The sequence below is a fragment of the Roseomonas acroporae genome (assembly GCF_023223525.1).
Taxonomy (GTDB): domain Bacteria; phylum Pseudomonadota; class Alphaproteobacteria; order Acetobacterales; family Acetobacteraceae; genus Roseomonas_E; species Roseomonas_E acroporae.
Genome location: NZ_JALPRX010000040.1, coordinates 1 through 20,069, shown reverse-complemented (window position 1 = coordinate 20,069; position 20,069 = coordinate 1). Strand labels below are relative to the sequence as shown.

The 20,069-nt window shown below is 73.9% G+C and carries 16 protein-coding genes; 6 read left to right on the top strand and 10 right to left on the bottom strand.

Features of this window, described 5'->3' with window-relative positions; all coding sequences use genetic code 11:
• Window positions 1-26: 26 nt before the first annotated feature.
• The 7 genes from M0638_RS10805 to cyoA are packed head-to-tail and all read right to left on the bottom strand — an operon-like array spanning window position 27 to window position 7,114.
• Window positions 27-566: a response regulator transcription factor gene (locus M0638_RS10805; RefSeq protein WP_248666998.1), complete on the bottom strand. Its 540-nt coding sequence runs from the start codon at window positions 564-566 to the stop codon at window positions 27-29.
• Complete coding sequence (locus M0638_RS10800; RefSeq protein ID WP_248666997.1) at window positions 563-2,005, bottom strand: ATP-binding protein; 1,443 nt, start codon at window positions 2,003-2,005, stop codon at window positions 563-565. The genes M0638_RS10805 and M0638_RS10800 overlap by 4 nt, the downstream gene beginning before the upstream one ends.
• Entirely contained in the window at window positions 2,002-2,793 is a 792-nt protein-coding gene (locus M0638_RS10795; RefSeq protein WP_248666996.1) for an SURF1 family protein, read from the bottom strand. The genes M0638_RS10800 and M0638_RS10795 overlap by 4 nt, the downstream gene beginning before the upstream one ends.
• Entirely contained in the window at window positions 2,790-3,230 is a 441-nt protein-coding gene (gene cyoD / locus M0638_RS10790; RefSeq protein ID WP_248666995.1) for a cytochrome o ubiquinol oxidase subunit IV, read from the bottom strand. The genes M0638_RS10795 and cyoD overlap by 4 nt, the downstream gene beginning before the upstream one ends.
• Entirely contained in the window at window positions 3,227-3,850 is a 624-nt protein-coding gene (gene cyoC, locus M0638_RS10785) for a cytochrome o ubiquinol oxidase subunit III (RefSeq protein WP_248666994.1), read from the bottom strand. The genes cyoD and cyoC overlap by 4 nt, the downstream gene beginning before the upstream one ends.
• A gap of 2 nt (window positions 3,851-3,852) precedes the next feature.
• Entirely contained in the window at window positions 3,853-5,835 is a 1,983-nt protein-coding gene (cyoB, locus tag M0638_RS10780; protein WP_456316032.1) for a cytochrome o ubiquinol oxidase subunit I, read from the bottom strand.
• 52 nt (window positions 5,836-5,887) lie between these two features.
• The gene (gene cyoA / locus M0638_RS10775) at window positions 5,888-7,114 is read right to left on the bottom strand and encodes a ubiquinol oxidase subunit II (RefSeq protein WP_248666992.1); all 1,227 of its coding nucleotides are present in this window, start codon (window positions 7,112-7,114) and stop codon (window positions 5,888-5,890) included.
• A 158-nt stretch (window positions 7,115-7,272) separates the two neighbouring features.
• Between cyoA and M0638_RS10770 the strand changes: the two genes are divergently transcribed.
• Both M0638_RS10770 and M0638_RS10765 read left to right on the top strand, forming a co-directional pair.
• The gene (locus tag M0638_RS10770; protein ID WP_248666991.1) at window positions 7,273-8,604 is read left to right on the top strand and encodes an MFS transporter; all 1,332 of its coding nucleotides are present in this window, start codon (window positions 7,273-7,275) and stop codon (window positions 8,602-8,604) included.
• 174 nt (window positions 8,605-8,778) lie between these two features.
• Window positions 8,779-10,044 carry an ABC transporter substrate-binding protein gene (locus tag M0638_RS10765; RefSeq protein WP_248666990.1) on the top strand — a complete coding sequence of 422 codons (1,266 nt, stop codon included), beginning with the start codon at window positions 8,779-8,781 and terminating at the stop codon, window positions 10,042-10,044.
• Between the two features lie 70 nt (window positions 10,045-10,114).
• Here the strand turns inward: M0638_RS10765 and ada are convergent, their stop codons facing one another.
• Complete coding sequence (gene ada, locus M0638_RS10760; protein WP_248666989.1) at window positions 10,115-11,191, bottom strand: bifunctional DNA-binding transcriptional regulator/O6-methylguanine-DNA methyltransferase Ada; 1,077 nt, start codon at window positions 11,189-11,191, stop codon at window positions 10,115-10,117.
• A gap of 378 nt (window positions 11,192-11,569) precedes the next feature.
• Between ada and modD the strand changes: the two genes are divergently transcribed.
• Complete coding sequence (modD, locus tag M0638_RS10755) at window positions 11,570-12,433, top strand: ModD protein (RefSeq protein WP_248666988.1); 864 nt, start codon at window positions 11,570-11,572, stop codon at window positions 12,431-12,433.
• A gap of 114 nt (window positions 12,434-12,547) precedes the next feature.
• Here modD and M0638_RS10750 read toward each other — a convergent pair whose 3' ends face one another.
• A complete protein-coding gene (locus M0638_RS10750) occupies window positions 12,548-14,839 on the bottom strand; it encodes an FdhF/YdeP family oxidoreductase (protein ID WP_248666987.1) in 2,292 nt (763 codons plus the stop codon).
• A 306-nt stretch (window positions 14,840-15,145) separates the two neighbouring features.
• Between M0638_RS10750 and M0638_RS10745 the strand changes: the two genes are divergently transcribed.
• The 3 genes from M0638_RS10745 to M0638_RS10735 all read left to right on the top strand — a co-directional run bounded on the left by M0638_RS10745 (window position 15,146) and on the right by M0638_RS10735 (window position 18,942).
• Window positions 15,146-16,390 carry a Zn-dependent hydrolase gene (locus M0638_RS10745; protein ID WP_248666986.1) on the top strand — a complete coding sequence of 415 codons (1,245 nt, stop codon included), beginning with the start codon at window positions 15,146-15,148 and terminating at the stop codon, window positions 16,388-16,390.
• A 138-nt stretch (window positions 16,391-16,528) separates the two neighbouring features.
• Window positions 16,529-17,479 carry a lysophospholipid acyltransferase family protein gene (locus tag M0638_RS10740; protein ID WP_248666985.1) on the top strand — a complete coding sequence of 317 codons (951 nt, stop codon included), beginning with the start codon at window positions 16,529-16,531 and terminating at the stop codon, window positions 17,477-17,479.
• A 140-nt stretch (window positions 17,480-17,619) separates the two neighbouring features.
• Window positions 17,620-18,942: an aldehyde dehydrogenase family protein gene (locus M0638_RS10735; RefSeq protein ID WP_248666984.1), complete on the top strand. Its 1,323-nt coding sequence runs from the start codon at window positions 17,620-17,622 to the stop codon at window positions 18,940-18,942.
• A 257-nt stretch (window positions 18,943-19,199) separates the two neighbouring features.
• Here the strand turns inward: M0638_RS10735 and M0638_RS10730 are convergent, their stop codons facing one another.
• Complete coding sequence (locus M0638_RS10730) at window positions 19,200-19,811, bottom strand: NIPSNAP family protein (RefSeq protein ID WP_248666983.1); 612 nt, start codon at window positions 19,809-19,811, stop codon at window positions 19,200-19,202.
• Window positions 19,812-20,069 lie beyond the last annotated feature (258 nt).

Here is a 20,069-nt window from a genome sequence, read left to right as displayed (position 1 = left end):
GCCGGCGGGGACGCCGGGGCGGCCGGTCAGCGCAGGTGCCGCTTCTCCAGCTTGCGCGCCAGGGTGCGGCGGTGCATGCCGAGGCGGCGCGCCGCCTCGGAGATGTTGAAGTCGGTATCCACCAGCGTCTGGTGGATGTGCTCCCACTCCAGCGTCTTGATCGAGGAGCAGCGCGTGCCCAGCGCCACGTTCGGGTCGCCGCCCACCCGCTCGAACGCCGCCTCGATGTCGTCGGTGGTGGCGGGCTTGGCCAGGTAGTCGGAGGCGCCGAGCTTGATCGCCTCGACGGCGGTGGCGATGCTGGCGAAGCCGGTGAGCACGACGATCCGCATCGCCGCCTCGGCCGCCCGCAGCGCCTGCACGCAGGCGAGGCCGGAGGTGCCGCCGAGCTTGAGGTCCACCACGGCGAAGCCGGGGCACTGCCCTTCGGCCAGCAGCGGCCGCAGCTCCTCCAGGCTGGCGGCGGCGAGGACGTCGTAGCCCCGCCGCTCGAAGGAGCGGCGCAGGGTGCGGGCGAACGCCGCGTCGTCCTCGACGATGACCAGCCGCCGCGCCTCGCCGCTCATGCCCGCTCCCCCTCCGCGTAGGCGATGGCGCCGAGCGGCAGCACGAGCCGGATCAGGGCGCCGCCCTCGGCGCGGTTGCGCGCCTCGGCCGTGCCGCCGAGCTTGCGCAGCACGTTCACCAGCAGGAACAGGCCGAGCCCGCCGCCCGGCCGCCCCTTGGTGGAGTTGTAGGGCTGGCCGAAGGCGGCCAGCGCCGCCTCGGTGAAGCCCGGGCCGCGATCCTCGACATCCAGCAGCAGCGCCTCCCCGGCGCGGCGCGCGGTGATGCGCACCCAGTCCGGCGAGGCGTCGATCGCGTTGTCGATCAGGTTGCCGATCACCTGCTTGAGCGCGGTGTCGGAGACGATGGACACGTCCTCGCCGAAGCGGTCCTCGTAGCGGATGGTTCCCGGGCGCCAGGCCTCCTGCCACTCGGCCACGATGCCGTCCAGGAACCGGCGCATGGTGGTTACCGTCGGCGCGACGCCGCGCGCCTCGCCCGCCGACATCAGGATGCTGCCGACGATCGCCTTGCAGCGCATCACCGCCGCCTGCATGTCGGCGATGTCGGCGGCGAAATCCGGGTCGTCGGCCAGCCGCGGCATGCGCTGCCAGTCGCCGAGGATCACCGAGAGCGAGGAGAGCGGCGTGCCGAGCTCGTGTGCCGCGCCCGAGGCGAGCAGGCCCATGCGGACGATGTGGTTCTCCTCCGCCGCCTGCTGCCGGCTCGCGGCCAGCGCCGCCTCGCGCTCGCGCAGGCTGCGGTTGATGCGGGTGACCAGCAGGAACAGCAGCCCGGCGATCAGCGCCAGGCTGACCAGGCTGCCGCGCAGGTACAGGCCGAACGGATCCGCGCTGTAGGGCGGCGGCAGGTCCAGCGGCTGCGAGTTGAGCACCAGCGACAGGATGGCGAAGGCGCAGGCGCCGAGCACCGTCCAGCTCAGGCGCGGCTCCAGCAGCAGCGCGCCGATCACCACGTGCAGCAGGAAGAGCGAGGCGAAGGGGTTGCTCACCCCCCCGCTCTGCTGGAGCTGCCAGGCCAGCGCCGCGACGTCGAGCAGCAGCGCCAGCGCCACCTCGGTGCCGGTGATCGCGGCGCGGCGGCGCAGTAGCGGGATGCAGACGAGGTTGACCGCCACCAGCATCGCCGGCACCGGCAGCAGCGCGGCGAGCGGCAGGTCGATGCCGAGCCCCCACTGCACCACCGCGATGGTGAGGAGCTGCGTGCCCACCGCGATCCAGCGGAGCTGCACCAGCAGGCGCATGTCGCGCCGCGTGGCCTCCGCGACCCGGCCGGACGCGTCCGCCGCCATCGGCTCCGCTGCCTCCGTCGTCGCCTCCCTGGCCGGCGGGCCGTTCCGCTGTCCCTCCCCCGCCGGGCGCTCGCGGCCGGCGGCGTCCCGGCCGGGGCGCTCCTGGCCGGGATGCTCCGGGCCGGGGACCGCCAGCGGGACGGTCATGCCTTCCCTCCGCCGCCCTCTCCTTCGGCCTCCCCCCTGTCCACCCCCGACGCGTCCCCGCGCCGGCGCAGCGCGATCCAGCCCCCGCCGAGGCTGAGGAGGGCCAGGCCGAACCAGGTCAGCGCGTAGATCAGGTGGTTGTCGGCGAAGCGGATCACGGTGAGGCCCCCGACCGGCAGCGCCCGGCCGGGCACCGGATCGGCGTCGATGAAATAGGGGGCGAGGGGTCGGGGGGCAACCGGGCCGGGCAGCGCGCGCGCCGCGCCGATGGCGGCCACGTCGCGCGAGTACCAACGCCCCTCCGCCGGGCGGTTGTCGCGCAGGAAGCCCCCTCCCGGCTCGGTGAGGCGCAGCAGGCCGGTGACGCGCACCGGTCCGGACGGGGCCGGCTCCGGCCGGGTGGCCGGCTCCCGGCGCCCGGGCGGCACGAAGCCGCGGTTGACGAGCACGGTGAAGCCCGGCGTGCGCAGCGGCGTCAGCACCCAGTAGCCGCTGCCGAGTTCGGTGGTCGCGCGGACCAGGGTCTCGCGGTCGTGCAGGAAGTCGCCCTCGGCGGTGACGCGCCGGTAGGCGTCGGCCGGCCCGATCCCCGCCCAGGCGGCCGGGCCGGGGGCCGGAACGGGGGCGGCGACGAGCGCCGCCTCGACCCGGGCGATCAGGGCGTGCTTCCACGCCCGCCGCTCCACCTGCCAGGCGCCGAGGGCGAGGAACGCGGCGGCCAGCAGCAGCGCCCCGGCGCCGATCAGCCACGGCGCCCGGGAAGGGGCCGGGGAGGCCCGCCGGCTCAAGGGCGGGCGGGCATCCCGTGCGACATCGGCATCATGTTGTCGGAGAGGTGCCAGAGCACCCAGGCCGAGCCCGAGATGGTGATGAAGACCACGATGATGGTGAAGATCAGCGCCGTCATCGTCCAGCCGCCCTCGGCGCGGCCGTTCATGTGCAGGAAGTAGACCATGTGGACCAGCACCTGCACGATGGCGAAGACGACGATGATCACCGCCGTCGTCGGGTCCGCGAGCGGGCGGGTCATCACCAGCCAGAACGGGATCGCCGTCAGCACCACCGAGAGGAGGAAGCCGATCAGGTAGTCGCGCAGCGTGCCGTGGGCCTCGCCGTGGTCGCCGTGGTGGCCGCCATGGGCATGGGCGGCGTGGCCGTGCGCCGCGTGGTGGCGGGCGGCGTGCGGCACGTCGTCGTGGTGCGCGGTATGCGCGTCCTGGCTCATCGCAGCATGCCCATCAGGTAGACGAAGGTGAAGACGCCGATCCAGATGACGTCGAGGAAGTGCCAGAACAGGCTGAGGCAGGTCAGCCGCCGCCGGTTGGCCGGCACGAGCCCCTTCAGCCCGACCTGCACCATCATCACCAGGATCCAGACCAGGCCGAAGGTGACGTGCAGCCCGTGCGTGCCCACCAGGGTGAAGAAGGCCGAGAGGAAGGCGCTGCGCTGCGGCCCGGCGCCGATGTGGATCAGGTGCGCGAATTCGTGCAGCTCGATCCAGAGGAAGGCGGCGCCGAAGCCGGCGGTGACGAGCAGCCAGAGCTGCGTCTGGAGCGCCTTGCCGCGCGCCATGGCCAGCATGGCGAAGCCGTAGGTGATCGAGGAGAAGAGCAGCATGGCCGTGTTGAGGGCCACGAGGTCGAGCTCGAACAGGTCGCGCGGGGCGGGCCCGGCGGCGTAGTTGCCGCCGAGCACCGCATAGGCCGCGAACAGCATCGCGAAGATGAGGCAGTCGCTCATCAGGTAGATCCAGAAGCCCAGCGCGGTGCTGGCGCCTTCCGGATGCTCGTGCTCCTCGATCTCGAAGAAGCGGACCTGGTCCTCGGTCGTGGTCGCGGTGCTCATGGTCACTCCGCCGCGGCCGTGGCGGCCATCTGCATGGCCCGCGCCCGCTCCGTCGCGACCACCGTCTCGGCGGGGATGTAGTAGTCGCGGTGGTAGTTGAAGGTGTGGATGATGGCGCCGAGCACCACGGCCGCGAGGCTGGCGGCGGCGAGCCACCAGATGTACCAGATCATCGCGAAGCCGAAGAGCGTGCTGAGCCCCGCCAGGATCACCCCCGCGCCGGTGCTCCTGGGCATGTGGATGGGGCGGAAGCCCTCGGCCGGGCGCTGGAAGCCGCGGCGCTTCATGTCGTACCAGGCGTCCAGGTCATGGATCACCGGGGTGAAGGCGAAGTTGTAGTCCGGCGGCGGCGAGGAGGTGGACCACTCCAGCGTGCGGCCGCCCCACGGGTCGCCGGTCGTGTCGCGCAGCCGCTCGCGGTCGCGGATGCTGACGTAGATCTGCATCAGGAAGGCGGCGATGCCGCCCGCGATCACGAAGGCGCCGAGGCAGGCGATGACGAACCAGATCTGCAGGGAGGGGTCGTCGAACACCCGCATGCGGCGCGTGACGCCCATCAGGCCGAGCACGTAGAGCGGGGTGAAGGCCAGCCAGTAGCCGACCAGCCAGCACCAGAAGGAGACCTTGCCCCAGTACGGGTCCAGCCGGAAGCCGAAGGCCTTGGGGAACCAGTACCCCATGGCGGCGAACAGGCCGAACACCACGCCGCCGATGATGACGTTGTGGAAGTGCGCGATCAGGAACAGGGAGTTGTGCAGCACGAAGTCGGCCGGCGGCACCGCCAGCAGCACGCCCGTCATGCCGCCCACCACGAAGGTGAGCATGAAGGCGATGGTCCACATCATCGGCAGCTCGAAGCGGATGCGGCCGCGGTACATGGTGAAGAGCCAGTTGAACAGCTTGGCGCCCGTGGGGATCGAGATCACCATGGTGGTGATGCCGAAGAAGCTGTTGACGCTCGCCCCCGACCCCATCGTGAAGAAGTGGTGCAGCCACACGATGTAGGAGAGGATCGTGATGCACACCGTCGCGTACACCATGGAGGTGTAGCCGAACAGGCGCTTGCCGCAGAAGGTCGAGGTCACCTCCGAGAACACGCCGAAGATCGGCAGGATCAGGATGTAGACCTCCGGGTGGCCCCAGATCCAGATGAGGTTGACGTACATCATCGGGTTGCCGCCCAGCTCGGACGTGAAGAAGTGCGTCCCCACGTAGCGGTCGAGCGAGAGCAGCACCAGCACGGCGGTCAGCACCGGGAAGGTGGCGACGATCAGCACGTTGGTGCAGAGCGCGGTCCAGGTGAAGACGGGCATCTTCATCATGGTCATGCCCGGGGCGCGCATCTTGATGATCGTGCAGATCAGGTTGATGCCCGACAGCGTGGTGCCCACGCCCGCCACCTGCAGCGCCCAGATGTAGTAGTCCACCCCCACGTCCGGGCTCGCCTCCAGCCCCGAGAGCGGCGGGTAGGCCAGCCAGCCGGTGCGCGCGAACTCGCCCACGAAGAGCGACATCATCACCAGCACGGCGCCGCCGAGCGTCATCCAGAAGCTGAAATTGTTCAGGAACGGGAAGGAGACGTCGCGCGCGCCGATCTGCAGCGGCATGACGTAGTTCATCAGGCCCGTGACCAGCGGCATGGCCACGAAGAAGATCATGATGACGCCGTGCGCGGTGAACACCTGGTCGTAGTGGTGCGCCGGCAGGTAGCCCTCGGAGCCGCCGAAGGCGATCGCCTGCTGGATGCGCATCATGATGGCGTCGGCGAAGCCGCGCACCAGCATGACGATGCCGAGGATCATGTACATGATCCCGATCCGCTTGTGGTCCACGCTGGTGAACCACTCCTTCCACAGGTAGCCCCAGAGGCGGAACTTCGTGAGGAGGTAGAGCCCGGCGGCGCCGCCCGCGGCGACGGCCAGGAAGGTCACGATCAGGATGGGCTCGTGCAGCGGCAGGGCCGCGAAGGAGAGGCGCCCGAAGATCGGGTCTGCCTCGGCGAGGTGCGAGACGGCCATGGTGGTGCTTCGTCCGGGCTCAGGATTCGGGCTGGTCGGCGGGCCGCGGCGGCAGCGCCGTGAATTCGGCGGGGTGCGACCGGCCCGGGATGGGCAGGCCGGCGCCGGCGAGCGGCGCGAGGCTGGCCGGCCGGGAGCGCGCGGGCGTGGCGCCCGCGGCCGGGCCGGCGGCGGCCACGGCGGCCGGCGCCTCGGGGATGGCGCAGAGGGCGGCGACCGCGCGCCGCGCCCCGCCGGGCTGCCTGCCCGCCCCGGCCCCGCCGGAAGGCGGGTCCGCGGCGGCGACGGGGCGCAGGTTGGCGAGCCCCGCGAGGCCGAGCCCGCCGCGCGCGTCGATCGCGGCCATCTGGTGCAGGCACATCGTGCCGGCCTCGACGCACATGCCGACCACCGCGTCGAACAGGCCGGGCTCCACCGCGGCGAAGCGGCGCACCGGCGCGGCCTCGCTCGGGCGCTCCAGCTCCAGGTAGGCGGCGCGGTCCAGGGTCCCGCCATTGCCCGACCGCGCCTCGGCCACCCAGCGGTCGAAGCCCGCCTGGTCCAGGCCGCGGAAGGCGAAGCGCATCTGCGAGAAGCCGGCGCCGCTGTAGTTGGCCGAGAAGCCGGTGAACTCGCCGGGGCGGTTGATCACCGCGTGCAGCCGCGATTCCATCCCCGGCATGGCGTAGATCTGGCCGGCCAGGGCGGGGATGTAGAAGGAGTTCATCACCGAGGAGGAGGAGATCCGGAAACGGATCGGCCGGTCCACCGGGGCGGCCAGCTCGTTCACCGTGGCGATGCCCTGCTCGGGCAGGATGAACAGCCACTTCCAGTCGAGCGCCACCACCTGCACCTCGAGCGGCTGCGTCCCCGCCGCCACCGGCTGCCCCGGCGCGGTGCGCGCCAGCGGCCGGAAGGGGTCGAGCAGGTGCGTGCCCGCCCAGGTGATCGCCCCGAGGCAGATGATGATCAGCAGCGGCGCCGCCCAGATCACCAGCTCGAGGCCGGTCGAGTGCGACCATTCCGGCTCGTAGCGGGCCTGGGTGTTGGCCGCCCGGTAGCGCCAGGCGAAGAACGCCGTGAGCGCCATCACCGGGACGATGATGATCAGCATGAGGATGGTGGAGATCACCACCAGGTCCCCCTGCTGCTGCGCCACGTCCCCGGCCGGCCGCAGCACGACGAGATTGCAGCCACCGAGCAGCGCGGGAAGGGCGAGGAGGCTGCCCAGGCGCAGGAACCGCCCGGGGGGGAGGGGCTTTGGCATCATGGCGCGTGCCGTAGCCTTCCCGCGCGCCGCGGCCCATGGGACATTTTGTCCAATCCCCCGCCTGCCGGGCATCTGTCAGAGGCGCGCTTCACACGACGGCCCGGGGTATCAGGGCGTTGACGCATCAACACAATCGCGCCGGGGTATAGATCCGGATGAACGCCCACCCTGCCGAAGCCACCGCCGCCGAGCGCGACGCCCGTGTCCTGCACGCCGACGAGCACCGCGTCACGCCCGGCGAGATCTCCATCGGCGTGGTCATCGGCCGCACCTCGGAGTTCTTCGACTTCTTCGTCTACGCGATCGCCTCGGTCCTGGTCTTCCCGAGGGTGTTCTTCTCCTACACCGACCCGCTGACGGGGACGCTCCACTCCTTCGCGGTCTTCGCGCTGGCCTTCATCGCGCGGCCCGTCGGCACGCTGATCTTCATGACGGTGGACCGGATCTACGGGCGCGGCACGAAGCTGACCATCGCGCTGTTCCTGCTGGGCGGCTCCACCGCCTCGATCGCCTTCCTGCCCGGCTACGACCAGATCGGCTACAAGGCCGTGCTGCTGCTGGCGCTGCTGCGCATGGGCCAGGGCGTGGCGCTCGGCGGCACCTGGGACGGCCTCGCCTCGCTGCTGGCGCTGATGGCCCCCCGGGCGCAGCGCGGCTGGTACGCGATGGTGCCCCAGCTCGGCGCGCCGCTCGGCCTGATCGTGGCCAGCCTCCTCTTCGCCTTCTTCATCGACCTGCTGCCGGCCGAGGACTTCCTCTCCTGGGGCTGGCGCTACCCCTTCTTCGTGGCCTTCGCGATCAACGTGGTGGCGCTGTTCGCCCGGCTGCGCATCGTGGTCACGCCCGAGTACACGGAGCTGTTCCACAGCCGCACCCTCGCCCCCGCGCCGGTCTCCGAGACGCTGCGCCGCACCTGGCGCACCGTGGTGCTGGGCGCCTTCGCGCCGCTGGCCAGCTTCGCCATGTTCCACATGGTGACGGTGTTCCCGCTCTCCTGGGTGTACCTGTTCACCCAGGAGACGCCGGTGCGCTTCCTGGTGCTGGAGGCGGAGGCGGCGGCGCTCGGCGTCGTGACGATCGTCCTCTCCGGCCTGCTGGCGGACCGCTTCGGCCGGCGCACGGTGCTGGCCGGCTGCGCCGTGCTGATCGCGGCCTTCAGCGGCTTCGCGCCGCAGTTCCTCTACGGCGGCCGGGCCGGCGAGGTCGCCTACATGCTGCTCGGCTTCGCCCTGCTCGGCCTCTGCTTCGGCCAGGCCTCGGGCAGCCTCTCCTCGGAGTTCCCGCAGCGGCACCGCTACACCGGCTCGGCGCTGACCACGGATCTCGCCTGGCTGTTCGGGGCGGGCTTCGCGCCGCTGGTGGCGCTGTTCCTCTCCAGCCGCTTCGGCCTGGTCTCCTCGGGCATCTACCTGCTCTCGGGCGCCATCGCGACCCTGGTGGCGCTCGGCGCCAACCGCGAGCTCGCGCGCCGCGGCGAGAACGAGTAGGCGCCCTCCCCCGCCGGCTCCCTTCCGCCGTCCGGGCCGGGCGCGCCCCGGCCCCGGTACCCGGCCCACGCCACTGGCACGGCGGCCCGGGATCCGCGCTACACTCTCCCGCAATGCGGCCCGGCGCGTCGGCCCCTCCGACCGACCGGCGCCGCGAGACGGGAGACGACGAGAATGACCGTTCCGACCGGGCAGCGGCTGCTGCCTGACGCATCCGGCGCGATCCGCCGGCGCGGCGTGCTGGCCGCCGGCCTCGCCGCCGCCGCGATCTGGCCCGCCGGGCGGGCGCTGGCACAGCGTTCCGACAACGTGGTGAAGATCGGCGTGCTGGACGACATGTCCGGCCCCTACGCCGACCAGCAGGGCATGGGCGACGTGGTCGCCGCCCGCATGGCGATCGAGGATTTCGGCGGCCGGGTCGGCGATTCCCCGATCGAGCTGGTCCATGGCGACCTGCAGAACAAGCCCGATGTCGGCATGGGCATCGCCCGCCGCTGGTACGACCAGGAGCGGGTGGACGCGATCTTCGGCCTCGGCAGCTCCGCCGTCGCCATCGCGGTGCAGCAACTCTCGCGCGAGAAGGGCCGCATCAGCGTCACCGTCGGCGCCGGCACCACGGAACTGACCGGCAAGGCCTGCTCGCCCCTCGGCGTCCACTGGCTCTACGACAACTACGCCCTGGCCCGCGCCACCGTCACCGCGCTCACCGGCGAGGGGAAGAAGCGCTGGTTCTTCATCACCTCGGACTACGCCTTCGGCCACTCGCTGGAGCAGAACGGCGCGGCGATGGTGCGCGCGCAGGGCGGCGAGATGCTCGGCGCCTCGCGCGTGCCGCTCGGCGAGGCGGACTACTCCGCGCACATCCTGCGTGCCGCGCAGTCCGGCGCCCAGGCGGTGGGGCTCGCCCTGGCGGGGACGGACTTCATCAACGCCGTCAAGCAGATGAGCGAGTTCGGCCTGATGCGGCGCGGCATCCAGCCGGCGGCGATGCTGTGCCTGATCACCAACATCAAGGCGATCGGCCTGCCCACGGCGCAGGGAATGGTGTTCACCGAGGCCTACTACTGGGACCAGAACGAGCGCACCCGCGCCTTCTCGGAGCGCTTCGCGCGGCTCCACGGCCGGCCGCCCACCATGATGCAGGCCAGCATGTGGGGCGCCGTCACCCACTACCTGAAGGCGGTGCGCGATGCCGGCACCGACGCGGCCGAGCCGGTGATGGCGCGGATGCGGGCGACGCCGATCGAGGACTTCATGACCACGAACGGCCGCATCCGCGAGGATGGCCGCGTGATCCGCGACATGTACCTGATGCGCGCCAAGCGGCCGCAGGATTCGCGCGGCGAGTGGGACCTGCTGGAGGTGGTGCGCACCATTCCCGGCGACCAGGCGTTCCGGCCGCTGTCGGAAGGCGACTGCCCGCTGGTGCGGCGGGGCTGAGGCGCATCGGCCGATCCTGAACGACCGGGGGATCCCGGAAGGGCCTTGCCCTTCGCCCCCGGCCCGGCCCCTACCCCTCCGCCTCCTGCCGCAGCAGCGCCCGCTTGCGCGCGACGCCCCAGCGGTAGCCGGAAAGCGAGCCGTCGCCGCGCACCACGCGGTGGCAGGGCACCGCCACGGCCAGCGGATTGGCCGCGCAGGCGCCGGCCACGGCACGCGCCGCTCGCGGCAGGCCCAGCCGTCGCGCGATCTCGGCGTAGGTGACGGTGGCGCCCGCCGGCACCTCGCGCAGCGCCGCCCAGACCCGGGCCTGGAACGCCGTGCCGCGCAGGTCCAGCGGCAGGTCCAGCCCGAGGCCCGGCCGCTCGACGAAGGCCACCACGCGCGCCACCGTCGCCTCGTAGCCGGCATCGCCGCTGACCAGCCGGGCCCGCGGGAAGCGCCGCGCGAGGTCCCGGCGCAGCGCCTCCGGCTCGTCGCCCAGCAGGATGGCGCAGACGCCGCGCCCGCTGCTCGCCACCAGCACCGCGCCGAGCGAGCAGGCGCCGATGGCGTAGCGGATCTCGGCGCCCTCGCCGCCGGCGCGGTAGGCACCCGGCCGCATGCCCAGCGCCGCCGCCGCGCCCTCGTAGAAGCGGCCGCTGGAGCCGTAGCCGGCCGCGTGTGCCGCCTCGGTGACGGTGCGGCCGGTGCCCAGCCCCTCGCGCAGCCGGCGCGCGCGCTGGCTGGCCGCGTAGGCACGCGGGGTCAGGCCGGTCGCGGCCTTGAACAGGCGGTGGAAGTGCGAGGGGCTGCGCCCGGCGGCGGCGGCCAGCGCGGCGAGGGCGGGCGGCTCCTCGGCCGAATCGATGGCCCGGCAGGCCGCGGCCACCAGCGCGGCGTCGCGGGACGCGGCGGAGGGATCGTCGGGCCGGCAGCGGCGGCAGGGGCGGCAGCCGGTGGCGCGCGCCTCGGCCAGCGTGTCGTGCAGGCGGACATTGGCCGGGTTGGCGGCGCGCGAGGGGCAGGAGGGGCGGCAATAGACGCCCGTGCTCGTCACCGAGTACCAGAACGCGCCGTCGGCGGCCGGATCGCGCGCCAGGATGCGCGCCCAGCGCGGGTCCCGCGCGGTGTCCGGACCGGCATCGGGCGGCGTGGCGGCTGGCACGGCCTCCCCGATCCGCCCCATCCCGGATGTGGTGGCCCCGGATGTCGTGGCCCCGGATGCCGTAGCCGGTCGCGCAACCATCATCCCGCTCCTCTTCCGCAACCTCGGCACGCAGCATGGCGCCGGGGCGCCCCGGCCGCACTCCGCTGCCTGCCATCCAATCCGGATTCGGTCACGGGGCGGCCGGCCCCGGCGCGGATCGCCGCCGGCAGGGCGTCCCCGGCCGGTCCGGGGCGGCATTGCCGCTTTGCCGCGCCCCGGCACCGTGGCATGGACCGACCGGTGGGGCGGCGCGGCGCAGTACCGCCGCGCGCCGGCCATCGGACCGGCCATTCGCGGCAAGGGCGGCACGCCGCCTTCGCCGGAGAGAGGTACAGCATGCTCTTCCTGCTTCCCGACGCGCGCCTGCAGGCGATGCTGCAGGAGGACGCCCCCTACGGCGACATGACCACGCAGGGTCTCGGCATCGGCGGCCTCCGTGGCCTCGCCTTCCTGCGCGCGGGCGCCGACATGACCGTCTGCTGCGCCGAGGAGGCGGAGCGGCTGTTCCTGCTCGCGGGCTGCGACACGGTGCAGCGCCCCGTCGCCTCGGGCCAGGCGCTCGCGAAGGGCGACCTGGTGCTGGTGGCCGAGGGCGACGCCGCGGCCCTGCAGATCGCCGTGCGCACGGCGCAGGTGCTGGTCGAGGTCAGCTCGGGCGTGGCGACGCGCGCGCGCCGCATCCTGCTGGCGGCGCGGCAGGCCAACCCCGGAATCGCCGTCGCCTGCACGCGCAAGCACCTGCCGGGCACCAAGGACGCGATGCTGAAGGCGGCGATGGCGGCGGGCTGCACGCCGCACCGCTTCGGCCTGTCGGAGAGCATGCTCGTCTTCGCGCATCACCGCGTCTTCCTCGGCGACGAGGCGGCGCGGGGCTGGATCGGCCGCCTGCGCGCGGCGCAGCCGGAGCGGCGCATCGTCGTCGAGGCGGAGACCACCGCGGAGGCCCTGCTGCTCGCCGAGGCGGGCGCGGACTCCATCCAGCTCGACCACATGACGCCGGAGCAGGTTGCCGAGACCGTCCGCGCGCTGGAGCGGCTGGCGCACCGCCCCGCCATCGTCGTCACCGGCGGCATCAACGAGGGCAATGCCGCGGCCTATGCCGCGACGGGCGCCGCCCTGCTGGTCACCTCCGCGCCCTACGCGGCGCCGCCGCTCGACATCAAGGTGTCGATGACGACGGTGCCGGCCGGGTCGCAGTGACCGGGCGGGACCTGCCGGGCACCGTTCCGGCCCCCCTTGTCCGGACCGCCCTGTTCCGCCCGCCCTGTTCCGCCCGCCCTGCCCGGACCGGCGCGATGACCCGCCGGAGGGCTGCTATCCGGCCGACGCCGTCCCGGCCCTGATCCGCACCGGCACCGACTTCGCGGCCGGGGTCTTCGAGGGGCCGTCGTGGTGCGAGAGCGGGATCAGCGGATTCGCCTCCGGGTAGTAGGCGCCGAGGCAGCCATCCGGCAGCGCGTAGGGCAGCACCCGCAGCCCGGCCACCACGCGCTCCACCCCGTCCGCCGCGTCGCTCACCAGCGACACCGACTGCCCCTCCTCCAGCCCCGCCCGGCGCATCTCCTCGGGGTTGATGAGCAGCACGTCGCGCGTGCCCTCGATCCCGCGCAGCCGGTCGCTGTCGCCGTAGATGGTGGTGTTGAACTGGTCGTTGCTGCGCAGCGTCATCAGCCGGTAGCGACCGGGCGCCTCGTCGAAGCCGACGCTCGACAGCACCTCGGGAACCGTGAACGCCGCCTTGCCCGATTCCGTCTTCCAGATCCGCTCGCGCGCCGAGTTGCCGCGATAGAAGCCGCCCGGCTGCCAGAAGCGGTCGTTGAAGCCGTGGAATTCCGCCGGGTAGGTCTCCGCGATCAGGTCGCGGATGCGGGCGTAGTCGGCCACCCACTCGTCCCAGCGCACCTTCGGGTTCGGCGCCAGCGTGGCCTTGGCGATCCCCGCCACGATCGCCGCCTCCGAGCGCAGCGCCTCGCCGGCCGGGGCGCGGCGGCCCAGCGAGCCGACGATGTGGCTGAACGTGTCCTCGATGCTGACCGCCTGCGGCCCGCCCGCCTGCACGTCCTCCTCCGTCCGCCCGAGGCAGGGCAGCAGGTAGGCCACGGCGCCGTTCACGAGGTGGCTGCGGTTCAGCTTCGTCGCCACCTGCACGGTCAGCCGCATCCCGCTCCAGGCCCGCTCCATCGCCGCCTGCTCCGGCACGGCGCGCAGGAAATTGCCGCCCAGCCCGACGAAGGCGCGCACCTTGCCCGACAGGATGCCCTCGCACGCCTCCACCGTGTTCATGCCCTTGGCGCGCGGCGGCGAGAAGCCGAACTGCGCCGCCAGCCGGTCGAGCGGCACCAGCTCCGGCTTCTCGGCGATGCCGACGGTGCGCTGCCCCTGCACGTTGGAATGCCCGCGCACCGGCGCGATGCCCGTGCCGTCGCGCCCGATGTTGCCGCGCAGCAGCAGCAGGTTCACCAGCATCGCCACGTTCTCGAAGCCGTGCGCGTGCTGCGTCAGCCCCATGCCGTAGAACGCCACCACCCGCTCGGCCCCGGCATAGACCCGCCCCGCCGCCTCGATCGCCGCGCGAGACAGGCCGGACTCGCGCTCGATCGCGTCCCAGCCGGTGGCGCGCGCCTTCGCCTCGAACGCCGCCATCCCGTCCGTGTGCTGGCGGATGAAGTCGGCGTCGAGGACGCGCCTGCCCTCCCGCCGCGCCGCGTCGTCGGCCTCGAAGACGTGCTTGCACATCCCGAGCAGCGCCGCGATGTCGCCGCCCGGCCGCAGCTGGTGGTACTGCTCGCTGATCCGCGTCTCCCGCCCGGTCAGCATCTCGACCGGGCTCTGCGGGTTGACGAAGCTCTCCAGCCCCTTCTCCCGGATCGGGTTGAAGGTGACGATCCTCGCGCCGCGCCTCACCGCCTCCTGCAGCGGGTGCAGCAGGCGCGGGCTGTTCGAGCCGGTGTTCTGCCCGAAGAAGAAGATCGCGTCGCACGTCGACAGGTCGTCGAGCACCACCGTCCCGACCGGCGCGCCGATCACCCGCTTCAGCGCCACCGAGGTCGTCTCGTGGCACATGTTCGAGCTGTCGGGCAGGTTGTTGTGGCCGTACAGCCGCGCGAACAGCGCGTAGAGATAGGCCGTCTCCAGGCTCGCCCGCCCCGAGGCGTAGAACACCGCCGATTCCGGCGCGATCGCGCGCAATTCCTCGCCGATCGCCCGGAACGCCTCGTCCCACCCGCACGGGACGTAGCGGTCCGTGCCGGAATCGTAGCGCAGCGGCTGCGTCAGCCGCCCCTGCTGCTCCAGGTCGTGGTCCTTCCAGCCGCGCAGCTCGCTCACGCTGTGCGCGGCGAAGAATTCCGGCGTGCAGCGGCGCGAGGTCAGCTCCCACAGCGTCGCCTTCGCGCCGTTCTCGCAGAACTCGAAGGCGTGCGGGCTCGGCGGCTTGGCCCAGGCGCAGGAGACGCACATCACGCCGCCCGGCTTGTTCTGCCGCCGCAGCGTCTCCGCCACCGCCGGCGAGTTCCATTCCTCGCCGAAGATGCGCGCGATGCCCTTCAGCGAGCCCCAGCCGCCCGCCGGCCCGTCGTAGTGCGCGGTGTCGTCCTGATCTGCCATGTGCCCCGCCCGCCGTGGAGGGCAGCCGGCACGTGCGGCGTCGGCGGCCCCGTTCTCGCCGGCATGGGCCGGACCAGGGCCAAACGACGCCGGCAATCCCCGGTTGCCGCGCCTGCCGGGGCCGGCGTCGCCTCGCGCGGGAACGTGTGCCGCGGCCCGCCCCGGCGGACGCCGCGGCGCCGGCACGCCCCCCAACGACGCGCCGCCGGCGCAATTCGCCAAGATCGGCCGCCGGGCGTATGCCCGGACTTCCGCGGCGCCTCCGGCACGCCGCGGGACGGCGGCACGGAAAGGGCACGGATCCTCATGAGCGGCACCAACCAGCGCATCGACGGCAAGCGGCTGTGGGACAGCCTGATGGCGATGGCCGAGATCGGCGCCACGCCCAAGGGCGGCGTCCGCCGCCTCACCCTGACCGAGGTCGACCGCCGCGGCCGCGACCAGTTCCGGGCCTGGTGCGAGGCGCTCGGCCTCAAGGTGCGCGTGGACGGGATGGGCAACATGTTCGCCCGCCGCGAGGGGCGCGACCCGGACCGCCTGCCCGTGCTGTTCGGCTCGCACCTCGACAGCCAGCCCACGGGCGGCAAGTTCGACGGCGCGCTCGGCGTCATCGCGGGGCTGGAGCTGATGCGCACGCTGAACGACCTCGGCATCGTCACCGAGGCGCCGCTCGAGCTCATCAACTGGACCGACGAGGAGGGCAGCCGCTTCGGCCGCTCGCTGATGGGCAGCGGCGTCTGGGCCGGCGAATACCCGATGGAGCCGATGCTCGCCACGAAGGACGTGGACGGCATCACCGTGGGCGAGGCGCTGGACGCGATCGGCTACCGCGGCGACGCGCCCACCGAGCCCTTCCCCGCCGACGCCTACTTCGAGCTGCACATCGAGCAGGGCCCGATCCTGGAGCGCGAGGGCAAGGCGATCGGCGTCGTCACCGGCGCCCAGGCGCAGGTCTGGTACGATGCGCGCGTGATCGGGCAGGACGCGCATGCCGGCACCACCCCGCCCTCGGCCCGCCGCGACGCGCTGCTCTGCACGGCCCGCATCATCGACCTCGTGGACCGCATGATGCGCGCGCGCGGCGAGGACGGGCGCGGCACGGTGGGCTTCCTGCAGGTGCTGCCCAACAGCCGCAACGTCATCCCCGGCGAGACGCGCTTCTCGGTCGAGTTCCGCCATCCCTCCACCGAGGAGATCGACCGGCTCGACGCGCAATTCCCGCGCGAGGCCGGCTTCATCGCGCGCGACTGCGGCGTGACGCTGGAGCTCGCCACCGTGTTCAAGAACCCGCTCCAGCCCTTCGACCCGGGCTGCGTCGATCTCGTCCGGCAGGCCGCCGCGAGGCTCGGCTACCCGACGCGCGAGATCGTCAGCGGCGCGGGGCACGACGCCGTCTACGTCTCGAAGTCGATCCCGACGGCGATGATCTTCACGCCCTGCAAGGACGGCCTCTCGCACAACGAGGCGGAGAGCATCCGGCCGGAGGAGGCCGAGGCCGGCTGCCAGGTGCTGTTCGAGGCGGTGCTGGCGCGGGCCAACCGCGCGCGCTGAGCGGGCCGCGCGCCCCGGCGCGCCAACCCCCTGCCGGCGCCTGCCCGAACGCCGCCCGACCACGGCCCCGGGCCCCGCCCGGCCACGGCCCCGGGCCCCGCATTGCCGCCCCGGCCCGGCCGGGGTATCCGGTCCCCCATGGAGGTCGTCCACCCCCCGCTCGACGCCGTGCATCCCGTCCCGGCCGCGAGCCGGCGGCGCCTGCCGCTGCGCTTCCGCTCCCCGCTCCCCCGCCTCGCCACCGAGGTGTTCGGCCTGCGCCCGCTCGGCGGCCGCCTCCGGGCGGTGCGGCGGATCACCTGCGCGGTGCTCTGGACGCTGGCGGCCATCCCGGTGCAGACGGTGCTGGTCGCCCTGCCCGCGCCGCTCGGGCGCGGCAAGGTGGCCTTCGCGCGCTTCTTCCACGCGACGCTGTGCCGGCTGATCGGCCTGCGCGTGCGGGTGATCGGCACGCCCTGCACCGAGGCGCCGGTGCTGTTCCTCTCCAACCACTCCTCCTGGCTCGACATCCCGGTGCTCGGCGGCGTGCTGGAGGCGGCCTTCGTCTCCAAGGAGGAAGTCGGGCGCTGGCCGGTGATCCGCACCGTGGCGCGGCTCGGCCGCACCGTCTTCGTCAGCCGCACCCGCGGCGCCACGCGCGGCGAGGCGGACGTGATGCGCGCCCGGCTCGCCGAGGGCGGCAGCCTGATCCTGTTCCCCGAGGGTACGAGCAACGACGGCTGCCGGGTGCTGCCCTTCCGCTCCTCCTTCCTCGCGGTGGCGGACGCGGCGCGGCGGGTGCAGCCGGTCTCGGTGGTGTACGACCGCATCGGCGGCCTGCCGGCCTTCCGGCGCGACCGGCCGCTCTACGCCTGGTACGGCGACATGGACATCGGCACGCATTTCTGGCGCCTCGCGCGCTATGCCGGGGCACGGGTCACGGTGGTGCTGCACGAGCCGGCGGACCCCGCCACGCTGCCGGACCGCAAGGCGCTGGCCGCCGCCGCCGGGCGCGTGGTGGCCGAGAGCGCGGCCCTGCTGCGGCAGAACCGCCCGGCGGCGCCGCTCCCCCTGCTCGCGCCCGCCGCCGCCACCCCGCCGGGCGCTTGAACCCCGCCCCCTCCGGCGCGCCCAACGGCACGCCCCCTGGCACACCCGACGGTGCCCCCCGCGACGCCAGCGCCGCCCCGCCCACCGGCTTTTCCCCAGGTGGCCCGTCCCTCGGACCGACCCCCGGCGCCGCCCTCGCCATGCTGCGCGAGGCGGCGGCCCGCGCGCCGCTCGACCTCGCGCAGCGCCGCGAATTGCTGGACCGGCTGCGCCGCGCCCTGGTCGAGCGCGCCGGGGCGCTGGTCGCGGCACTCGACGCCGACTATGGCGGCCGCGCCGCCGAGGAGACGCTGCTCGCCGAGGTGCTGCTGGTGGCCGACGCGGCGCGCCACGCCCGCCGCCACCTGCGCCGCTGGGCGCGGCCGCGGCGCGTGCCGGTGCCCCTGCCCTTCCGCCCGGCCCGCGCCGCCCTGGAATGGGTGCCCAAGGGCGTGGTCGGCGTCATGGCGCCGTGGAACTACCCGGTGCAGCTCGCCCTGGTGCCGCTCGTGGACGCGCTGGCCGCCGGCAACCGCGTGGCGCTGAAGCCTTCCGAATCGGCGCCGCGCACCGCCGCGCTGCTGGCGGCGCTGCTGGACGAGGCGCTCGGGCCCGGGATCGCCGCCACCGTGACCGGCGGCCCCGAGGTGGCGGCCGAATTCGCCCGCCAGCCCTGGGACCACCTCGTCTTCACCGGCGGCACCGGGACCGGCCGCAAGGTGATGGCCGCGGCCGCCGAACACCTCACCCCGCTGACGCTGGAACTCGGCGGCAAGTGCCCCGCGCTGGTGCTGCCCGGCGCCGATCTGGGCACGGCGGCGCGCGCCATCCTCGCCGGCAAGGCGCTGAATGCCGGCCAGACCTGCGTCGCGCCCGACACGGCGCTGCTGGTCGGCCACACGACGGCCGCCTTCGCCGCCGCCTGCCGCGCCACCGGGCCGGTGCCGGTGGAGACCGCGCTGCTCGGCCCGGCCCAGGCGGCGCGGCTGGCGCGGCTCTCGGCCGGCGCCACGCTGCTGCCGCTCGACGCGCCGGGCGGCCGGGGCGGCCTCGTCCTCGCCGAGGCGCCGCCCGACCACCCGCTGCACCGGGAGGAGGTCTTCGGCCCGTTGCTGCCGCTGGTGGCGCTGCCCGGCCTCGACGCGGCGCTGCGCTGGATCGGCGCCCGCCCGGCGCCGCTCGCCATCTACCTGTTCGGCGCGACGCCGGCCGAGGAGGCGGCGGTGGCGGCCGCCACGCGCTCCGGCGCGCTGGTCGCGGAGCGCTGCGTGGACCACGTGGCCTGGCCGTCGCTGGCCTTCGGCGGGGTCGGCGGCTCCGGCTTCGGGCGCTACCACGGGCAGGCGGGGTTCGAGGAATTCTCGAACCGGCGGGCCAGGGTGCGGCACGGCGGCTGGTCGCTGGCGCGGCTGCTGGACCCGCCGCGCGGCGCGGGGGCGCGGCGGCTGGTGCGCTGGCTGGTGGCGCAGGCGGGGCGGGGATAGGGCATTCCCGAGCCGGGCGCACGCGCCCGGCGGCCCGGAAACCGCGCCGGAGCAAAGGCCGGAACGGCTCCGGCGCCGATTCACGCCGCCGGGCGTGTCCGCCCGACGGCGATCCGCTCTGGCCATGGCGCCGCGGACCGCGCGCGCCCGTCGCCGCCGCGTCGCGCCCGCTCCTCGCCGCTGGCCAGCCGCCGGGTGCGGCCGGGAGCGGGAACGACGGTCCCGGCCAGCCCGGCGCGCGCCCCTTCCGGCGGGGCTCAGCGCACCGGCGAGAACGGTGCCGGCAGGTAGATGGTGCTGGTCATGACGGCGAGGTTGTCGGGGCCGTGCGGCGGCGGCCAGATGCCTTCCGCCACGGTCTTCGCCCGGATCGCGGCGCGGTCGTTCAGCGAGCTGTAGGGCCAGACATGCATGAAGCGCGGCGTGACGCCGTCGGTCGCGTACATCACGGCGAGGTTGGGCGAGACGGCGACGCGGCCGGGCAGCTTCGGCGCCCAGGTCTCGAGGATCTGCGGCAGCCGGTCCGGCTTGATGGTGTAGATGCGCGCCTCGAAGACCGGGCCGTGCTCGCCGGGCACGATCGGCTTCATCTCGGGGAAGGGCACGTAGGTGTCGGTGGTAGTGCCGGTGGTGTGCTCGGCGATGCCGAAGGCGTCGCCGGAGACGAGTCGGCGCTCGCGCTCCATCTGCAATTCGGCGTCGCTGTTGAAGCCGTGGATCAGCATGATCTGGTTGAGCGGGCCGATCTCGGAGAACCAGCAGGCGAGGAATTCGCCGGTCGCGCCGGCGGCGGTCCGCTCCAGCGCCTTCAGCGCCGCAGGCTGGGCGCCCACCTTCAGCGAGATGGTGGTGACGGCGTAGCGTTGCATGGCGGTCCTTCCCCGATACGGCCCGCGCGGCTGCCGGCGCGGGCGGCGGGACGGTAGGACGGCGTCCCGCCGTGTCAAGCAAGGAAGGCCGCGCGCCGGGGCACGTCAGCGGCGGCGCGTCAGCGGGGGAGCCGGCGGGCCGGCCGGGCCTGCGCCGCGCCGTCGCCCGTCGTTTCCGGGGCGGGCTTTCCGCCCCGGGCGTGTCCGCCCCGGTCAGTCGCCCGTGGCGGGGCGCGGCGTGGTCGCGGCGGGGCCGGG